Origin of the sequence: Streptomyces sp. NPDC101151 (genome assembly GCF_044768335.1) — a bacterium.
Taxonomy (GTDB): Bacteria; Actinomycetota; Actinomycetes; order Streptomycetales; family Streptomycetaceae; genus Streptomyces.
This window is the reverse complement of sequence record NZ_JBIWPP010000013.1, coordinates 79,019-92,783: the sequence shown is the minus strand read 5'-3', so window position 1 is coordinate 92,783 and position 13,765 is coordinate 79,019. Positions and strand designations below refer to the sequence as shown.

Annotated in this window: 12 protein-coding genes; 3 read left to right on the top strand and 9 right to left on the bottom strand. The window is 65.3% G+C overall.

From position 1 onward, the window contains the following. Positions 1 to 134 precede the first annotated feature (134 nt). Positions 135 to 1,256, top strand: coding sequence for a PP2C family protein-serine/threonine phosphatase (locus tag ACIRU3_RS24135; protein WP_404059688.1), 1,122 nt, complete (start codon positions 135 to 137; stop codon positions 1,254 to 1,256). Between the two features lie 537 nt (positions 1,257 to 1,793). Here the strand turns inward: ACIRU3_RS24135 and ACIRU3_RS24130 are convergent. The 6 genes from ACIRU3_RS24130 to ACIRU3_RS24105 form a co-directional block, all read right to left on the bottom strand. Then, on the bottom strand, positions 1,794 to 2,324 hold the full coding sequence (locus ACIRU3_RS24130; protein ID WP_404059686.1) for a hypothetical protein: 531 nt from the start codon (positions 2,322 to 2,324) through the stop codon (positions 1,794 to 1,796). A 2-nt stretch (positions 2,325 to 2,326) separates the two neighbouring features. Further along, complete coding sequence (locus ACIRU3_RS24125) at positions 2,327 to 7,051, bottom strand: putative T7SS-secreted protein (RefSeq protein ID WP_404059684.1); 4,725 nt, start codon at positions 7,049 to 7,051, stop codon at positions 2,327 to 2,329. After that, on the bottom strand, positions 7,051 to 7,713 hold the full coding sequence (locus ACIRU3_RS24120; protein ID WP_404059681.1) for a hypothetical protein: 663 nt from the start codon (positions 7,711 to 7,713) through the stop codon (positions 7,051 to 7,053). The genes ACIRU3_RS24125 and ACIRU3_RS24120 overlap by 1 nt, the downstream gene beginning before the upstream one ends. Next, positions 7,710 to 8,258 carry a hypothetical protein gene (locus ACIRU3_RS24115; protein ID WP_404059962.1) on the bottom strand — a complete coding sequence of 183 codons (549 nt, stop codon included), beginning with the start codon at positions 8,256 to 8,258 and terminating at the stop codon, positions 7,710 to 7,712. Before ACIRU3_RS24115 ends, ACIRU3_RS24120 begins: the two co-directional genes overlap by 4 nt. 275 nt (positions 8,259 to 8,533) lie before the next feature. Next, positions 8,534 to 8,734 (bottom strand): DUF397 domain-containing protein, encoded by a 201-nt coding sequence (locus ACIRU3_RS24110; RefSeq protein WP_404059678.1) that lies wholly within the window; start codon positions 8,732 to 8,734, stop codon positions 8,534 to 8,536. An 8-nt stretch (positions 8,735 to 8,742) separates the two neighbouring features. Further along, the gene (locus tag ACIRU3_RS24105; RefSeq protein ID WP_404059676.1) at positions 8,743 to 9,585 is read right to left on the bottom strand and encodes a helix-turn-helix domain-containing protein; all 843 of its coding nucleotides are present in this window, start codon (positions 9,583 to 9,585) and stop codon (positions 8,743 to 8,745) included. 200 nt (positions 9,586 to 9,785) lie between these two features. On the opposite strand from ACIRU3_RS24105, the gene ACIRU3_RS24100 reads away from it, so the two are divergent. Then, entirely contained in the window at positions 9,786 to 10,196 is a 411-nt protein-coding gene (locus ACIRU3_RS24100; protein WP_404059673.1) for an ATP-binding protein, read from the top strand. Between the two features lie 33 nt (positions 10,197 to 10,229). Further along, on the top strand, positions 10,230 to 11,171 hold the full coding sequence (locus ACIRU3_RS24095; protein ID WP_404059670.1) for a hypothetical protein: 942 nt from the start codon (positions 10,230 to 10,232) through the stop codon (positions 11,169 to 11,171). Between the two features lie 172 nt (positions 11,172 to 11,343). On the opposite strand, the gene ACIRU3_RS24090 is transcribed toward ACIRU3_RS24095, so the two are convergent. The 3 genes from ACIRU3_RS24090 to ACIRU3_RS24080 all read right to left on the bottom strand — a co-directional run bounded on the left by ACIRU3_RS24090 (position 11,344) and on the right by ACIRU3_RS24080 (position 13,535). Then, entirely contained in the window at positions 11,344 to 12,009 is a 666-nt protein-coding gene (locus ACIRU3_RS24090; RefSeq protein WP_404059667.1) for an Imm50 family immunity protein, read from the bottom strand. A 637-nt stretch (positions 12,010 to 12,646) separates the two neighbouring features. Next, positions 12,647 to 12,910 (bottom strand): HNH/endonuclease VII fold putative polymorphic toxin, encoded by a 264-nt coding sequence (locus ACIRU3_RS24085; RefSeq protein ID WP_404059664.1) that lies wholly within the window; start codon positions 12,908 to 12,910, stop codon positions 12,647 to 12,649. 40 nt (positions 12,911 to 12,950) lie between these two features. Next, positions 12,951 to 13,535 carry a hypothetical protein gene (locus tag ACIRU3_RS24080; RefSeq protein WP_404059661.1) on the bottom strand — a complete coding sequence of 195 codons (585 nt, stop codon included), beginning with the start codon at positions 13,533 to 13,535 and terminating at the stop codon, positions 12,951 to 12,953. Positions 13,536 to 13,765 lie beyond the last annotated feature (230 nt).

Genomic DNA, 13,765 nt, shown 5'->3' with positions numbered 1-13,765 from the left:
GATGCCTGTGCGTCACCACTGCTCACATGGTGTTCAGGGACGACAGGCGAGAAGCGATAAAATTACCCAAAATAGTGGCCTGACGTCCGGACCTGAGCTGCACTCGACCTGTGCGGCCTTGGGGGAGCGGCATGATGGCGAGGTCTGCTGAGAAGCGCGGGGTCCCGCACGGCGCCGGCGTGTGGGGCAGGCTGCTGCCCCTCCTGCCTGCTCTGCTGCTGTTCATCGGCCTGCTCATCGGCCTCGTCACACCCCGCGACGTCAGGCCGGACGCCTTCCTCGCCACAGCCATGATTTCCGCCGCCGCGCTGCTGCCTCTGTGGGGGACCGTGCTCATCGGAATGGGCGCGTGCGCCGGCTTCGTCGGCCTGATGGCGGAGTTCGACGCGCTGCGGGATGTGACCGCCTACTCCGAGCTGGCCAGCCTCGTCGCGACTGCGGCATTCGCCGTCTTCTTCAACCGCCTGCTGGACCGACGCGCCCATCAGCTGGTTCAGGTCCGCTCAGTGGCCGAGACCGCCCAGCTGGCGGTGCTGCACCCGATACCGCGGCACCTCGGTCACGTCACACTCGAGAGCCTGTACGTGGCCGCTGCGGCGGAGGCCCGGATCGGCGGCGACCTGTACGAGGCCGTACGCACCCCGCACGGCGTACGGCTGCTCATCGGCGACGTACGCGGCAAAGGCCTGCTCGCGATGCAGGCGGCGGCGATGCTGCTCAGCGCCTTCCGCGAGAACGCCCACGACGCGCCCGACCTGCCCCACCTCGCGTGCCGCCTGGAGACGAGCGTGAGCCGCAACGCCTCCACGTACCCGGAGATCCCCGGCTCGGAGGTCGTCACCGAACGTTTCGCCACCGCGCTCCTGGCCGAGATCCCGGACGACGAACCGGTCGTCCGGACCGTCACCTGCGGCCACCCGCCCCCGCTGCTGCTGCACCGCGGCAAGGTACGGGAGCTGGAGCCCGCCTCCCCCTCGCCGCCACTCAACCTGGGCGACCTGGTGAGCGACGGATACCACGTCGACCTCACCCCCTTCCACCCCGGAGACCAGCTCCTGCTGTACACCGACGGGGTCACCGAGACCCGCGACCGCTCCGGCACCTTCTACCCGCTCGCCGAGCGCGTCCGCTCATGGACCGGCGAGACGCCCCACCAGATCCTCGACCATCTCCACCGCGACCTGATCGCCTACAGCGGCGGCCGGCTCGACGACGACATCGCCGCCCTCGTCGCCCGGCGACGCCCGAGCCTCTGATCCTCCTGACCGCTTCCGGTAGGCGTCGGGGCCCCGGCCCGGATGGGCGGCAGCTCGTCCGGGCCGGGCGCGCGTTCAAGGCGGCGCTGCACCTGCGGGGGATCATCGACTGCCCGGTGACGGCGGAGCCGCAGGTGCCGTTGCCCTTCAGTGGCGGTCGAGTTCGCAAAGGATGCGAGGTGCGGAGGGATCAGCGGGGCGGAAGAGCCGACCATCCCCAGATACTTCAGGCCCGCTGTGGCCAGGCCACTCGCAAAGTCCGGTTCCGCACCACTCACGGTCGACCATTCCCCGTCGACATACGCGGACAGGCCCGCGACGGAGACAGCCCGGATACGGGTGCCGAGCGCCACCATGTCGACGGAAATCACGTGGCCTCTCGTGAAGCGACGTCCGCTGCCACATCAGCGCCGAAGCCATCCAGGGTGATTGATCGAAGTCCGCCGAAGGCAATCTCGATCTGCGCGGTGTTGAAACCCTGCGCAGCCCACCTCCGCGAGGGCCGAGCGGGATAGTCCGGGAGGTCAAGACGGACCGTCAACTTGGACCCCGGTCCTTCAGCATCCGCACCGCATCATCCTTGGAAAGCTCAAGCAGCGATTCCTCGGAATAGTCCCAAATATTGCCAATGTAGGGAGGGATGCCGGGACGGCGCGTACAAAAGGTGACGCTGGCAGTAAGAGCATCGTCCGACATGGCACCTCCCGAAAGGGAAACATAACCCAAAATCTCGTACGCGCTTTCCACAGGAGAGGCCCGCAAGGCCAGACAGGCGTAGGCGATGGAGCGCCGCAGAAGTCGATTCTGCCTTTCAGGAGCTGAAACGGGGAGGTCATAATCCATCATGGCGCGTCCGTTCACGGTGGCCTCGAAGTGGATAATGTCCTCGAATTTCTCAGAGGTGGATCCATGGTACCCGACCTCCAACGCAGAAAGCAGGTAGGCACCATTCCCGTCCACGGTCCAGCCTCCTTCCGTGATCGCACGGTACGCGTCAGGAACGTCGTCCGGACGGACCGAGGGAAGGTCGGCACCTGCAAGGCCGAACATCCTGCCATTCATTCTCATCGCTATTCCTCTCCCAGCACCCTGAGACCCTTGCGGATACCTGCCTCGAAACCAGGAATCTTGCTTACTTCCCGTTCGACCGAGCGTGGCAATCCGTCGAACTTTCCTTCGTTGAAATTGTACTGATACTTCGCAGTGGGGTTGCTCACGTCCTGGAAATGCAACTGCCCGGCTCGCTGCCCTGGATTCGGATTCTCGACGTCGATCCGGTAGGGCCCGTGATACCACATGGTCTTGCTCGTCACCTGTGTCCCATTGGCTCCGATCATGCTGCTCGACGGGCGTTCCTTGATCCCGTACAAATCGCGCAGTTCGCGCTCTCGTCGTGCCACCGCGTCGGGGTGGTACAGATCGTTCTTGAAAGCAGGCTGGGAGGTGTATCCCTCGGGCGGCTCGCACTTCAGCCCGAGCGGGTCGGCCCACATGTGGGGATTGGTGACGTAGGCGACCGGGTTGGGCGACGGGACAAGTCCGAGCGGGTCGGGGGTGGCGTAGCGGGCGGTTTCGGGGTCGTAGTGCCGGAAGTAGTTGTAGTGAAGGGCTGTTTCGGGGTCGTAGTACTGGCCGGGGAATCGCAGTGGCGTGTACGTCGTACTGTTCTTCGCCCAAGCGGTGGTGCCCCACAGAGTGGCACGGGCGTGCCAGGCGACCTCGCCCTGCTCGTCGAGGAGCACACTGGGGACGCCGACGAGGTCGGTGACGATGGCGAAGAAGCGGGAGTCGATCTCCCGCTGGGGTGCGTCGGACGCGACGATACGTTCGGTCTGAGTGATCGGTCGCAGGCCCTGGTGGTCCCAGGTGAGAGTGACCGGGTTAGCGAGATCACGGGACATCGTGGTCTGTTCGCAGAGTGTGTTGCCGTCCCAGGTGAAGTCGACACGCTCTGCAACCGTTTCACCGTCTGCCGCGAGGCAGAGTTTCGCGGTGCGGCGGCCGAGTGGGTCGTATGTGTACCGCCAGCGGGTCCCGTCCGGAGTCACTATCGAGGTCAGGCGGTCCTCGGCGTCCCATTCGTAGCGCCAGGTATCCGGCTTGCGGGAAAGGCGCATCTTCTGCCGGAGGGTGATGCGGCCGAGGGCATCGTGTTCGTAACGGACGTTGCCCGCTCGGGTGATGCGGGTGCCTGTGTAGGTGCGGGTACCGACGGCCTCCTGGCCCGGGTGGTTCGTCGGCCAGCTCGCCTGGGTCTGGTTGCCGGCCTCGTCGTAGGTGTAGCGCTCCGTCCAGTTCGCCGCGTGTACCGCTGTCACTCGGCCTGCCGCGTCCAGGTCGAAGCGGCGGGAGCCATTGAGGGTGTCTTCTATGCCTACCAAGTTGCCGTCGGCTCGATAGGCGTAGGCCCGGTGTTGAACCGCTCGGCCGCCCACATCAGTTACCGACTGGGTCGTCAGGCGACCCAGTGCGTCGAAGGTGTGGCCCAAGGTGATCGTTCCGCCGATGTGGCGGGACAGTTCGCGGCCTGCCTCGTCATAGATGAAGTCGATGGCGCGGCCGCAGGCCACCATACCGGTGCGGCGGCCGATGGCATCGTACGACCAAGTGGTGACGGCGCCGGTCGGGGTGGTGCGGCTCGTGCGACGGCCCAGCACATCGTACGTGTAGCTCAGTGTGCGGCCGTTGACCGTTTCCGAGCGCAGGCGTCCGTGGCGGTCGCGCAGGAGGGTGAGCGCGACGCCGTCGGGGCCGGTTGCCTGGGCCAGTTGGTCGGTCAGGTCGTAGGCGTACGTCGTGACCTGGCCGCCCACGTCCTTGCGGGTCACCTGGCCCAGTTCGTTACGCTCGAAGAACACCACCTCGCCGAGAACGTTTCTGCGTGAGGTGAGGCGGCCTGCCGCATCATGCGTGTAAGTGATGGTGCGGTCGTCGAAGTCCGTTTCCGTCTCCAGGCGGCCCGCCGCGTCGTACTCGTACGTCCAAGTCAGGCCCTGCGGGTTGGTGACCTTCGTGAGCCGTAGTTCCGCGTCGTGTTCGAACTCGTAGCGGACCCCGTGCGGGCCCGTGCGGGCCGTCAGCAGGTCGAAGTGGGTGTACTCGAAGCCAGAGATGCCGCCCAGCTCATCCGTGTGGCTCGTGCAGTTGCCCTCGCCGTCGTACGTCCAGGACTCGGATGTGCCGTCCGGGGCCGTACGGCCCGACAGGTGACCCTCTACCGTCCACTCCAGGCGAGTCACCGCACCCGTCGGATCCGTTGTCGAAATCGCGCGGCCGAGGGCGTCCCGTTCGTAGCGCGTCACCGCGCCTACTGGGTCCGTCACCTCCACCGGGAGACCCGCGCGATCGCACACGACCCTTGTCGTGTTGCCCAACGAATCTGTCACGGAGGTCAGGTGGCCAGTCTCCGCGTATGTGAAACGGGTCGTTTGACCCGCCGGGTCCGTCACCGACGTGCAGTTCCCCCGCTCGTCGAAGCCCTGCCGGATCACCGTGCCGTCCGGACTCACCACCTTCACCGGCAGGCCGAGTTCGTCGTGCTCCGCCCTCACCTCGCGGCCGTCCGGGCGGACCACCCTCGTGGCGTTGCCCGCTTCGTCGTACTCGAATGTCGTCGTATGGCCCAGCGGGTCCGTCCGGGACAGCAGGCGGTTGTAGCGGTCACGCCGGTAACCGGTCTCGGCGCCCAGCGGGTCGACCACCGCCATCACCTGCATGGCGTCGTTGACCAGGTAGCGACTGCTGTGGCCTTCGCCGTTGGTCGCCGTGGTCACGCGCAAGCCCGTCTCAAGGTCCGGTTCCCCGTAGGAAAAGCGCGTTGCCATGTGGCCAGCGGAGCCGGTCTGGGCTATGCAGCGGTCCTGGTCGTCGTACTCGTACACATAGCTGCGCTCGTTCGTGTCCGTCCAAGACATGACCCGGCCCGAGTCGTCGTAGGTGAAGCGGAGTGGCAGTCCCGAGGGGTTGATGACCTCGGTGAGGTTGCCGTCCATGTAGCCGAAGCGTTTCAGCTCCTGGCCGGTCGCCATCAGCTGGTAGGCCGTGACACGGCCCGACTCCATACTGATGCGGACGCCCTGACCGGCACTCGTCATTACGGCCAGCGGCGTGCCCGCCTCGTCGTACTCGAACGTGATCCAGTTGCCGTTGCGGTCGTCTATCTGTTCCAGCACTGCCAGGCTTTCGCCCCGGTCGGCGAAGTGCCAGGTGCGCAGGGTCTGCGGGTCCGTGACCGTGTAGCCGTCGTCCACGCGGTCGAGGGGCCAGCGAGGGCCGTGGCTGGGGAGGGTGGGCAGGCCGGGCGCCGGGTGGGGGTAGGGCAGGAGCAGGCCGTCCTCGGTGACGAAGATGACCCCCTCGGCGTCGATCTCCAGGCGCTGGTCCAGGGTGGAGGACCAGGAGGGGCCGAACCAGCGGCCCAGGCGGTAGCCGGACTCCACGCGTCGCTTGAGGACGAGAGGCAGGACCCCGGGGAGGGTGACGTCGGTCTGCGGCAGGAACATCTTGCCGGAGGCCACGTCCACCGGGTCGCCGCATTTCTTCACGGCGTCGTCGGTGCGCGTCCTTTCGTGCGGGCCGTCGCTCACGTCGTCGCGAGCGGTCCTGGTGCCCGCCTTCTCGAGCCCCGCCGCTCCCTCACGCTCGGCGCCCGCCGCCAGCTTCTCCCCGGCCGCAACCCGCGCCCCGTTCGCACCCAGCCCCACGCCGTCGGTCAGGAGCACCTGGGGAGCGAGTCGTCCCCCGAACTCGGAGGGGTCTTTGGCGAACTCGCCCAGGGTCTGCTTCAGGGTGCGTTCTGGATGTGTGGCGCTGGAGACGAGGCCGGCCAGTGTCATCGCCTGGTGCTTCAGGGCCTCGGCGGGGTGGGTCAGGTTGTACGGGTCCAGCGGGTTGGCGCCGCGGGCCATGCTCATCAGGCCCGCCGTGCCCTTGATGATGCCGCCGCCGACGTGGAGGACTTCGGTGTTGGCGGCGCCGAAGCCGTCGGCCGCGTCCGCCTTGAGCTGGGCCAGCGGGGGCGGTTCGGCGGGCGCGTGGGCCAGGGCCGCATCGACGGTCTTGGCGGCGGTGTCGGCAGCGGTGTTGCGCTGCGTGCGCGCCTCGCTCAGGATCTCGCCGGCCCGCTTCACGCCGGCGGCCCCGGGATCGTCGAAGTCGCCGGGGTCCGGACCGGGGTCCTTGTCGCCCGACCCAACGGCGGCCTTGTAGGCGTCGGAGTGTTTGTCGTACGCGGTCTTCGCCTTCGCGGAGGCAGCCTTTCCTGACCTGTACAGGTCGATGGCGTCCTTGGCCTGTTTCTGCGCCCAGACCACCGTCTCCGCGTACGTCTCCAGGGCCGTGGCGGCCTTGGCACAGGCATCCGCCGCATGCAGCCACTTCACCGGGTGCATCGCGAACTTCTTGCGGAACGCCTCCGCCGACTCGCCCTGCCACTGCGAGGAGTCCAGCTTCCGCATGCCCTGGCCGACGTTGTCGAACGCGGTGTGGAAGTCCTTCAGGTGCTTGGCGGTGGCCCGGATGTCCGCTGCGTTGCCGTGGACCAGATCGGTCGCATCGTCGCTCTCGCCCAGCTGCTTCTCCCCCGGGGTCGCCCCCAGAGCCGAGGCGGCCCCGTCGCCCCAGTTCTCGACCTTGTCCGCCCAGCCGTGGGCACCAGCCTTGTCCAGGCCCGCACCGATGGCGTCGGTGCCCTTGTCGATGCCCTCACCGACGACCTTCTTACCGCCGTCGTAGAAGTCCTTGCCATATTTCAGGCCGCTGTTCAGGCCGTCGCCGATGTCACCGAGGACGCCCATCAGCCCTCACCGCCCCGCTCGGCCGCACGAGCGCGCTCCTCGGGCGAGGGACCGAACATCCCGTCCAGCATCCCGTCGTACTCGTCACCTGCCCCCGACACCCGGTTGAGATCCTCCACACCCAGGCCCCCCGGCCCCACCTGCGCGGTCATCACGTCACGGCCGGCGTCCTTCAGGCTCTGCCTGCCGTGCTGCCACGCGTCCTCGAAGGACCGCTTGCTGTAATCGGGATCGGTCAGGGCGTCCGCGTTGCTCCGGTTCAGCTGGTCCCAGCTCATCTTCGTGACATCGTCCTCGGACGCATACGGGTTGCCCGCCACCGAGTTCACACCGATCTTCAGCGCACCATCGACGTACTGATCGGTCTCGTACAGCGTGCCCGCCGACAGCCCCACGCCCGCCGCGAACGTGTTGCCCTCCGCCACCAGCGCACGCACACCCCACTCCCAGCGCTCACAGAACGACGTGAACTTCGACGTCAGATCCCCGTGCCCCAGCTGGAGACCGGACAGTTCCAGGTCCGAGAAACCCCGGCCCACCCCGGCCAGGCTGTCCACGCCCAGCTCCTTCAGCTCGCCGAGAGTCAGCGTGATGCCCTTCGCGATCTCGTCCAGCCCCGCGGCCCTGATGTCCTTGCCGCCCTCGCCCTCGCCCCCGCTCACCGCGGTGCCTCCTCATCCCTCACCCCGACGACACGGTCAACTGCCGCCGCATCCGGCACGATCCCCACCACCGGCGGGAACAGCACCCCCTCATCACCACCGGCCGCATCCAGGGCCACCCCGCACGGCACCCCGACCGCAACAACCCCGGCATCCAGCAACCGCGCCCCCAGCACCCGCTGATACGCCCACTCCCGCTCCCCCTCACCCCTCGTGATCGCGAACCGCGCCAGCGCCCGCTCGTCCGAGAACGCCAGGATCCAGCGGATCCCACCGAAATCGGCGGTCAGCGGGGTCTCGTCCGCGTCGAGCGGCAGCAGTACAGCCGTACGGCGGAACTCGCCCAGCACAGCCGCGAACTCCCGGCGCCTGCGCTCGACCTCATGCCCATCAGAGGGAGCAGGAGCGGCGGCGTGCACCGCCGGTGAGGGCTCGGCCTGTGCATCCGACACGGCCGTCTCCGCGTACTCCGCCAGCCTTGACCTGCGTATCCGCCCCGCCGAGTCGGCGACCCCGGCCCCGTGTTCCACCACGCCCGGGATCATCACACCAGCACATTGCCGGATGCAACGCGGCACAGGGGGCAGCGCCGGAGTCTGGCTGATTTCTCACCTCACTGCAGCCCCCATACGGCGACAGCGCCTGAAACAGGTCGGGGGAGGCGGGCTGTGGGCACGGAGGGGGCCGTGAGCCGTCAGGCAGGCCCGTTCGGCAACGCTGTAGAGGGCCTGGCCGCTGTAGTACTTGGGCTTCACGCCGGTGCCGGCGGAGCCGCAGGTGCCGCCGACAGGTCGGGAAGTTCCTCGGAGGCCGGACCGCTCTATGGCCGGGTGGGCCCGGTACCCTTCAGGGCTTCGATGAAGGGGGTGAAGGCTGCGGTGGGAAAGGTGAGGGTGGCTCTGGCTGGGGTCTTGGAGTCGCGGATGGATATGTGGGTGAGGGCGGTCGCGATCTCCACACAGGAGTCCCCGTCGCCGGGCCCGGAGTAGGACGACTTCCGCCAGTTGTCGGGGGTACCCATGGAGTGCCTCACAGCTCTTTCGCCAGCTCGTGGATGAAGTCACGCGAGCGCTCGGGGTCGAGCGACACATCCTCCACCTTATGAAAGAGCGTTCGAAAGGCACCCAACTGCGCTTCGGAGTCGATGAAGGCCGCTCCATGAGGGCCGTCACGTACGACCGTGTCCAGCTTCGGTACGGCGCCTCCCGCGTACGTCATGGTGCTGGCGGCGCTGGCGAACCCCTCTCGCTGGAAGGGGATGACACGGACGGTGACGTGCTCTGCTTCCGAAGTCTCCAGGACGTGGGCGAGTTGGGCCCGTGAGGCGGTGCGGTCGCTGACCATGATGCGCAGTGCTGCCTCGTGGATGACTGCCTCGTACGGGGTGACTGCGACGGTTTCCTTGCGGTGCATGCGGTGGCGAACGCGCAACTCGACCTCCTCGGCGGGGAGGCCGGGCACCCGATCGGCAAAGATGGCACGGGCGTAGCCCTCTGTCTGGAGAGGCCCGGGGATGAAGAGGAACTGGACCTCCTTCAGGAACGTGGCGTGGTGCTCCAGCTCGGCGAGGTCGAGGAACGGCGTGGGCAGCAGTTCCCGGTACCCCTCCCACCAGCCCCTCGTACGGTCCTTCGTCATGGCCACCAGGCCTTCGATCAACTCATCGTCGGAGCACGAATAGTTGGCGGCAAGGCGCCGCAGCCGCTTCTCGCTCACCCCGGCAAGGCCAGATTCGATCTGGCTGATCTGTGGAGCGGCCACCCCGAGCAGTGCTGCGGCCTCCCGTGATGTCAGGCCTGCCGCGTCACGGAGCCTGCGCAGCTCGACCGCCAGGCGCATCTGACGTGCCGTTGGCTCGATCCTCTTCGCCACCGACTGGTCCTCCCAACACGCCAGCAATCGCAACTCGTTCGGGGTCAGATTACGCGACCTGCTTGCGAGATCTAAATAATGCCCCCTACGGTCGGTGACATAACGCACACGCAAGGGAAGTGCACCGCGCCGTCCTGCCATGACGGCCGCGGCAACGCCACCACGCGTGAAATCCCCAGCCACCGAACCGGAGCTGCCGCATGCCCGAAACCGAGTCCTGGGACTACACCCTCTACATCCCCAACGACCTGAGAGCGGTCACCATCTGTCGCCGAACCCTGCGACTGATCCTGACGATGCACGGGCTGATCGGACCGATGGACACAGCGGAGCTGCTAGCGGCTGAGCTGATCTCGAACGCCGTACGGCACACGAAGGGGCCGGCCGCGCTGAGGGTGCGCCGGTCGGCGGAGGGGGTGGTGTGGATCGGGGCGTGGGACACGGCCCCCGGGCCGCCGGAACCGCCTCGGCCGTTGGGGCAGGTGGGCGAGGCGGAGGAGGGGCGGGGGCTGGGCCTGGTGGTGGCGTGCGCGGACTACTGGGGCTGGCAGCCATCCGCCCGGTTCGGCAACCGGGGCAAGTACGTGTGGTGCGAACTTGCGGCGGCCTAGCTCGTTGATCACGTCGTACGGAAAGGAGAGCTGATGGTCGGCTCGTCACATGAGGCGTTACACCGGATCTTCCAGAAGGACCCGGCCTTGTTGACCCGGGCGTTACAGCGGGTGCTGCACGTGCCGTTCCCCGAACCCCACGAGATCGCCGCGCTGAACGTCGACCTCACGGAGATCGAACCGGTCGAGCGGCGCGTGGACACATTGCTGAGGGCGGAGACGGACCAGGGGACATACCTCCTCGTCGTCGAGTCGCAGGGGAAGAAGGACGAACGCAAGCGGGGCAGCTGGCCCTACTACCTGTCCTACCTGTACGAGAAGTACCGCTGCGAGCCCGTGCTCATCGTCATCACCCAGAGCAGCGCCACTGCGAAGTGGGCCTCGCGCCCGATCCAGCTCGGCTTCCCGGGCTGGCGCTCCCTGACGGTGCGTCCGCTGGTGCTGGGTCCCGACAACGTGCCGGTGATCGCGGACGAGCGGCAGGCAGAACGGGACGTACCCCTTGCGGTGCTCTCCGCGATGACACACGGGCGTGGCCCGCAGGCCCCGGCCATACTGGAATCCCTGGCATCCGCCCTGCGGACCATCGACCCCGACAGCGCCGCGGTCTTCGTGCAGTTCGTCGACTCATGCCTGGCAGACCCCCAGGCGAAGCAGATGTGGAGGGACCTGATGACGGCAATCCAGTACTTCTGGCGCCACCCGCTCGCAGAGCAAGTGCGCGAGGAGGGCCGGGAACAGGGACTGGAACAGGGCCGGGAACAGGGCCGGGAACAGGGACTGGAACAGGGACTGGAACAGGGCCGAGTCGAAGCCAAGGCCGAGATGGTCCTCCACATCCTGGAGTGGCGCGGCATTCAGGTGACCGACGCGGTCCGCGAGCGCGTGGAGACGTGCACAGACCTGGACCAGCTGGAGATCTGGGCCCAGCGAGCGGTGAATGCTACGGACGTGGCGGAGCTGTTCGCCCCGTAGGGATGCCAGGCGTGGAGGGATCAGCGGGGCGCGACAGAAGTCTGCCGCGCCCCGTCGATATACGCCGACAGGGATGCAATGAATGCACTCTCGCATACGGCCCGGATACGGGTCCCGGTACCCACGATGTCGACGGAAATGCCGTCGCCTCCTATGAGGGAGATGTCCGTTGTCACATCCGTACCGAAGCCAGGGTGATCGAGCGAAGTCCACCGAAGGCGAACTCGATCTGGACGGTGTTGAAACCCTGCGCAGCCCACTTCCGCGGAGGCTGAGCGGGATAGGCCGGGAGGTCCAGACGCACCCTCATCTCCGGCCCCTCCACGCCCAACACCACTTCTCGCAAACGAACCCCGGAGAGGTTCGGCGGGGCGCCCTGATAAATACGGGTGATGCCCTCAGGGTTGATCACGACGGATGTCCACAACATGAGCTGAGTAAGATCTGCAATCCGTGCCGCAGCCCGACGCAGGTCGATTTGTTCGTAGCCGGTTCGAAGGGAAAGTTCACGAGGACTCGATGCTTGGATGACATATTCCGCCAAGCGTCCCCACAGGTTTGCCGTGGCTTCAGATACCCAAATGGTGGGAGTTCCGGTGGCGTCTTCCCTGCCGACGGTGGGTGCGTTAGCCGATTCTAGATCTGCAGCGACCTCGATACGAATACGGGAGACGTCCGACATCAGCTTTCTCACGTCCCCTGCCGACCCGGCCAGCAATGCTACCTCGGTCGACGATGCGCCAATACTCAATAGCTGAGCATTAGAAAGCTCCAACCCCTGGTGGGTAATCTGAAAGATGGCCATGAATTCATCAGACCTCAGTGCGATGCCGGTCATCTCTCCCCTTATTCAAAAACGCTGTCGAACCATTTTCGACAACCCCTGAAACCGCCTTTCTCCAGGCTTCCAATTTTCCAAACTGACCAGAACATACCGTCAGCCTGCAACATCACCATCTTCTGGATTGCTGAGCCAATGAAGCCGACCACAGATCCTTAATTGCGACACCATGACTGGTTGTTCCCCCTGGGTTCGCGCATCCCCTTAAGAGAAGTCCTCCTCAATGATCCAGTACTCGGCTCCTTCTCGACTCGTGGCGCAAACGCGCTGCCCGTTCAGGTTTCGGGCGACGAAGAGGAGGTCACCGTCGGAATCCTGCATGGCGGAGACATTGGTCCCACCGGTCATCCTCACGCAAACCCACCCGTGCTCGAGACTGCCGGCTGCGAGGAATGAACCGTCGGCGGCCAGCACTCCAAATAGTCCCGCGCGCGCCTTCCAAGCATCGTTCACCCGCCTGTCGCTGTCAGGTGAGTTTCGCGGGATCACCTCGACAGGTCTCGTCTCAACGTTAACCACTCGGTGAAATGCGTCGGTGACACTCGGCCCTGATCCTAAAAAATGAGCCGATCACCTCCAGGCCGATAGCTTCCAAACGGAGTTTGATTTCATCGTTCACGGCGAATCCATTCGTCTAGCTTTTATAGAATAAGTGGTGATCTCCGCCGGGTTTATCCAAGGCTCGGTAGCGAGTCATTGTTCCGCATCCTTTCTTGCTATTACCCCATCCAAAATTGACCCCATTCCTAGTTCGCTCTTCTGTAGTGAATCCCTTCGGGGCGCCTGCATGGAAAAGCAGCCCCTTAGGGTCATGCGCATGTTCGACGATTACCATAGAGCCATTATCTGTTTCGAACTGCCGAAAATGACCCCAATGCGTCCGCTCAGGCGAGTACACAAGCCCTGGATCTGGAGTCTTCCCTGAATGGTGGTGCGGTCTAGAGCTCGATTGGGCGATAGGCGAGAGCCTGGTCTACTACTTCTTCTGCTGTCAGTGGAGGGTTAGAGTAATAGATCAGATTTGACACCCGAGGGTGCAGTACACTTGCCCTCAGTTCATCCAGAAGGCGATCCTCCTCTTCTTCTGGAAGTCTCGCGTCGATGAGTGCCTGAACAATCCGAATAAGTTCCTCGCGTGACTTCTGAGGCGTGGCTTTATGATCCTCCGCATCAGCGTCTACTGCTATTTTCCACATTTCCAATTGTGCCGCTCGCGCTTTCAGCTCTTCCGCGAAGTCATCCCAATCAGGACCAAAAGAGAGGAGATCGGCTGCCGCTTCACGTAGCAGCTCGGGGTCGTCCGGACGTTGCAAGCAGGCAAGCCGATACGCCAGATTGCGAGCCCAGACCGGCATCGCCATCCAGTCCTCCGCCAACACATCACGCAAAGCCGAAAGAATGTCCTCAGGTTTGGCGAATGTGATTTTCTCGACGAAGTCTCGCACCGGATCCGGGATCCTCGGCGCATCTTCCTCGTAGGTCGATTTGATCAAATCCCGAGTCAACCGAGTCAGTTCAGACATGAGCCTCGTTCATTCAACGGTTAAGCCAGTATGCAGCCACACGATACTGCATATTTATGGCGTCACCCATTCCACGGTCCATCACCCCTTCTCGAAGAACTGTTCGAGCGAAGAGAACTCCTCGAACCAATAGTCCCCACATTCGCGGGTGAACTCGCGATCACGACACGCACAGCGACGTGGTCTGCTTCGGAAAATTCCAGGACACGAGCAAGTTGAGCCCGTGAGGC

Excerpts from the sequence above, each read along its gene's own strand:
- ACIRU3_RS24135 (WP_404059688.1), top strand. The coding sequence starts at position 135 with ATGGCGAGGTCTGCTGAGAAGCGCGGGGTCCCGCACGGCGCCGGCGTG.
- ACIRU3_RS24130 (WP_404059686.1), bottom strand. The coding sequence starts at position 2,324 with ATGAGAATGAATGGCAGGATGTTCGGCCTTGCAGGTGCCGACCTTCCC.
- ACIRU3_RS24125 (WP_404059684.1), bottom strand. The coding sequence starts at position 7,051 with ATGGGCGTCCTCGGTGACATCGGCGACGGCCTGAACAGCGGCCTGAAA.
- ACIRU3_RS24115 (WP_404059962.1), bottom strand. The coding sequence starts at position 8,258 with ATGATCCCGGGCGTGGTGGAACACGGGGCCGGGGTCGCCGACTCGGCG.
- ACIRU3_RS24110 (WP_404059678.1), bottom strand. The coding sequence starts at position 8,734 with ATGGGTACCCCCGACAACTGGCGGAAGTCGTCCTACTCCGGGCCCGGC.
- ACIRU3_RS24100 (WP_404059673.1), top strand. The coding sequence starts at position 9,786 with ATGCCCGAAACCGAGTCCTGGGACTACACCCTCTACATCCCCAACGAC.
- ACIRU3_RS24095 (WP_404059670.1), top strand. The coding sequence starts at position 10,230 with ATGGTCGGCTCGTCACATGAGGCGTTACACCGGATCTTCCAGAAGGAC.
- ACIRU3_RS24090 (WP_404059667.1), bottom strand. The coding sequence starts at position 12,009 with ATGACCGGCATCGCACTGAGGTCTGATGAATTCATGGCCATCTTTCAG.
- ACIRU3_RS24080 (WP_404059661.1), bottom strand. The coding sequence starts at position 13,535 with ATGTCTGAACTGACTCGGTTGACTCGGGATTTGATCAAATCGACCTAC.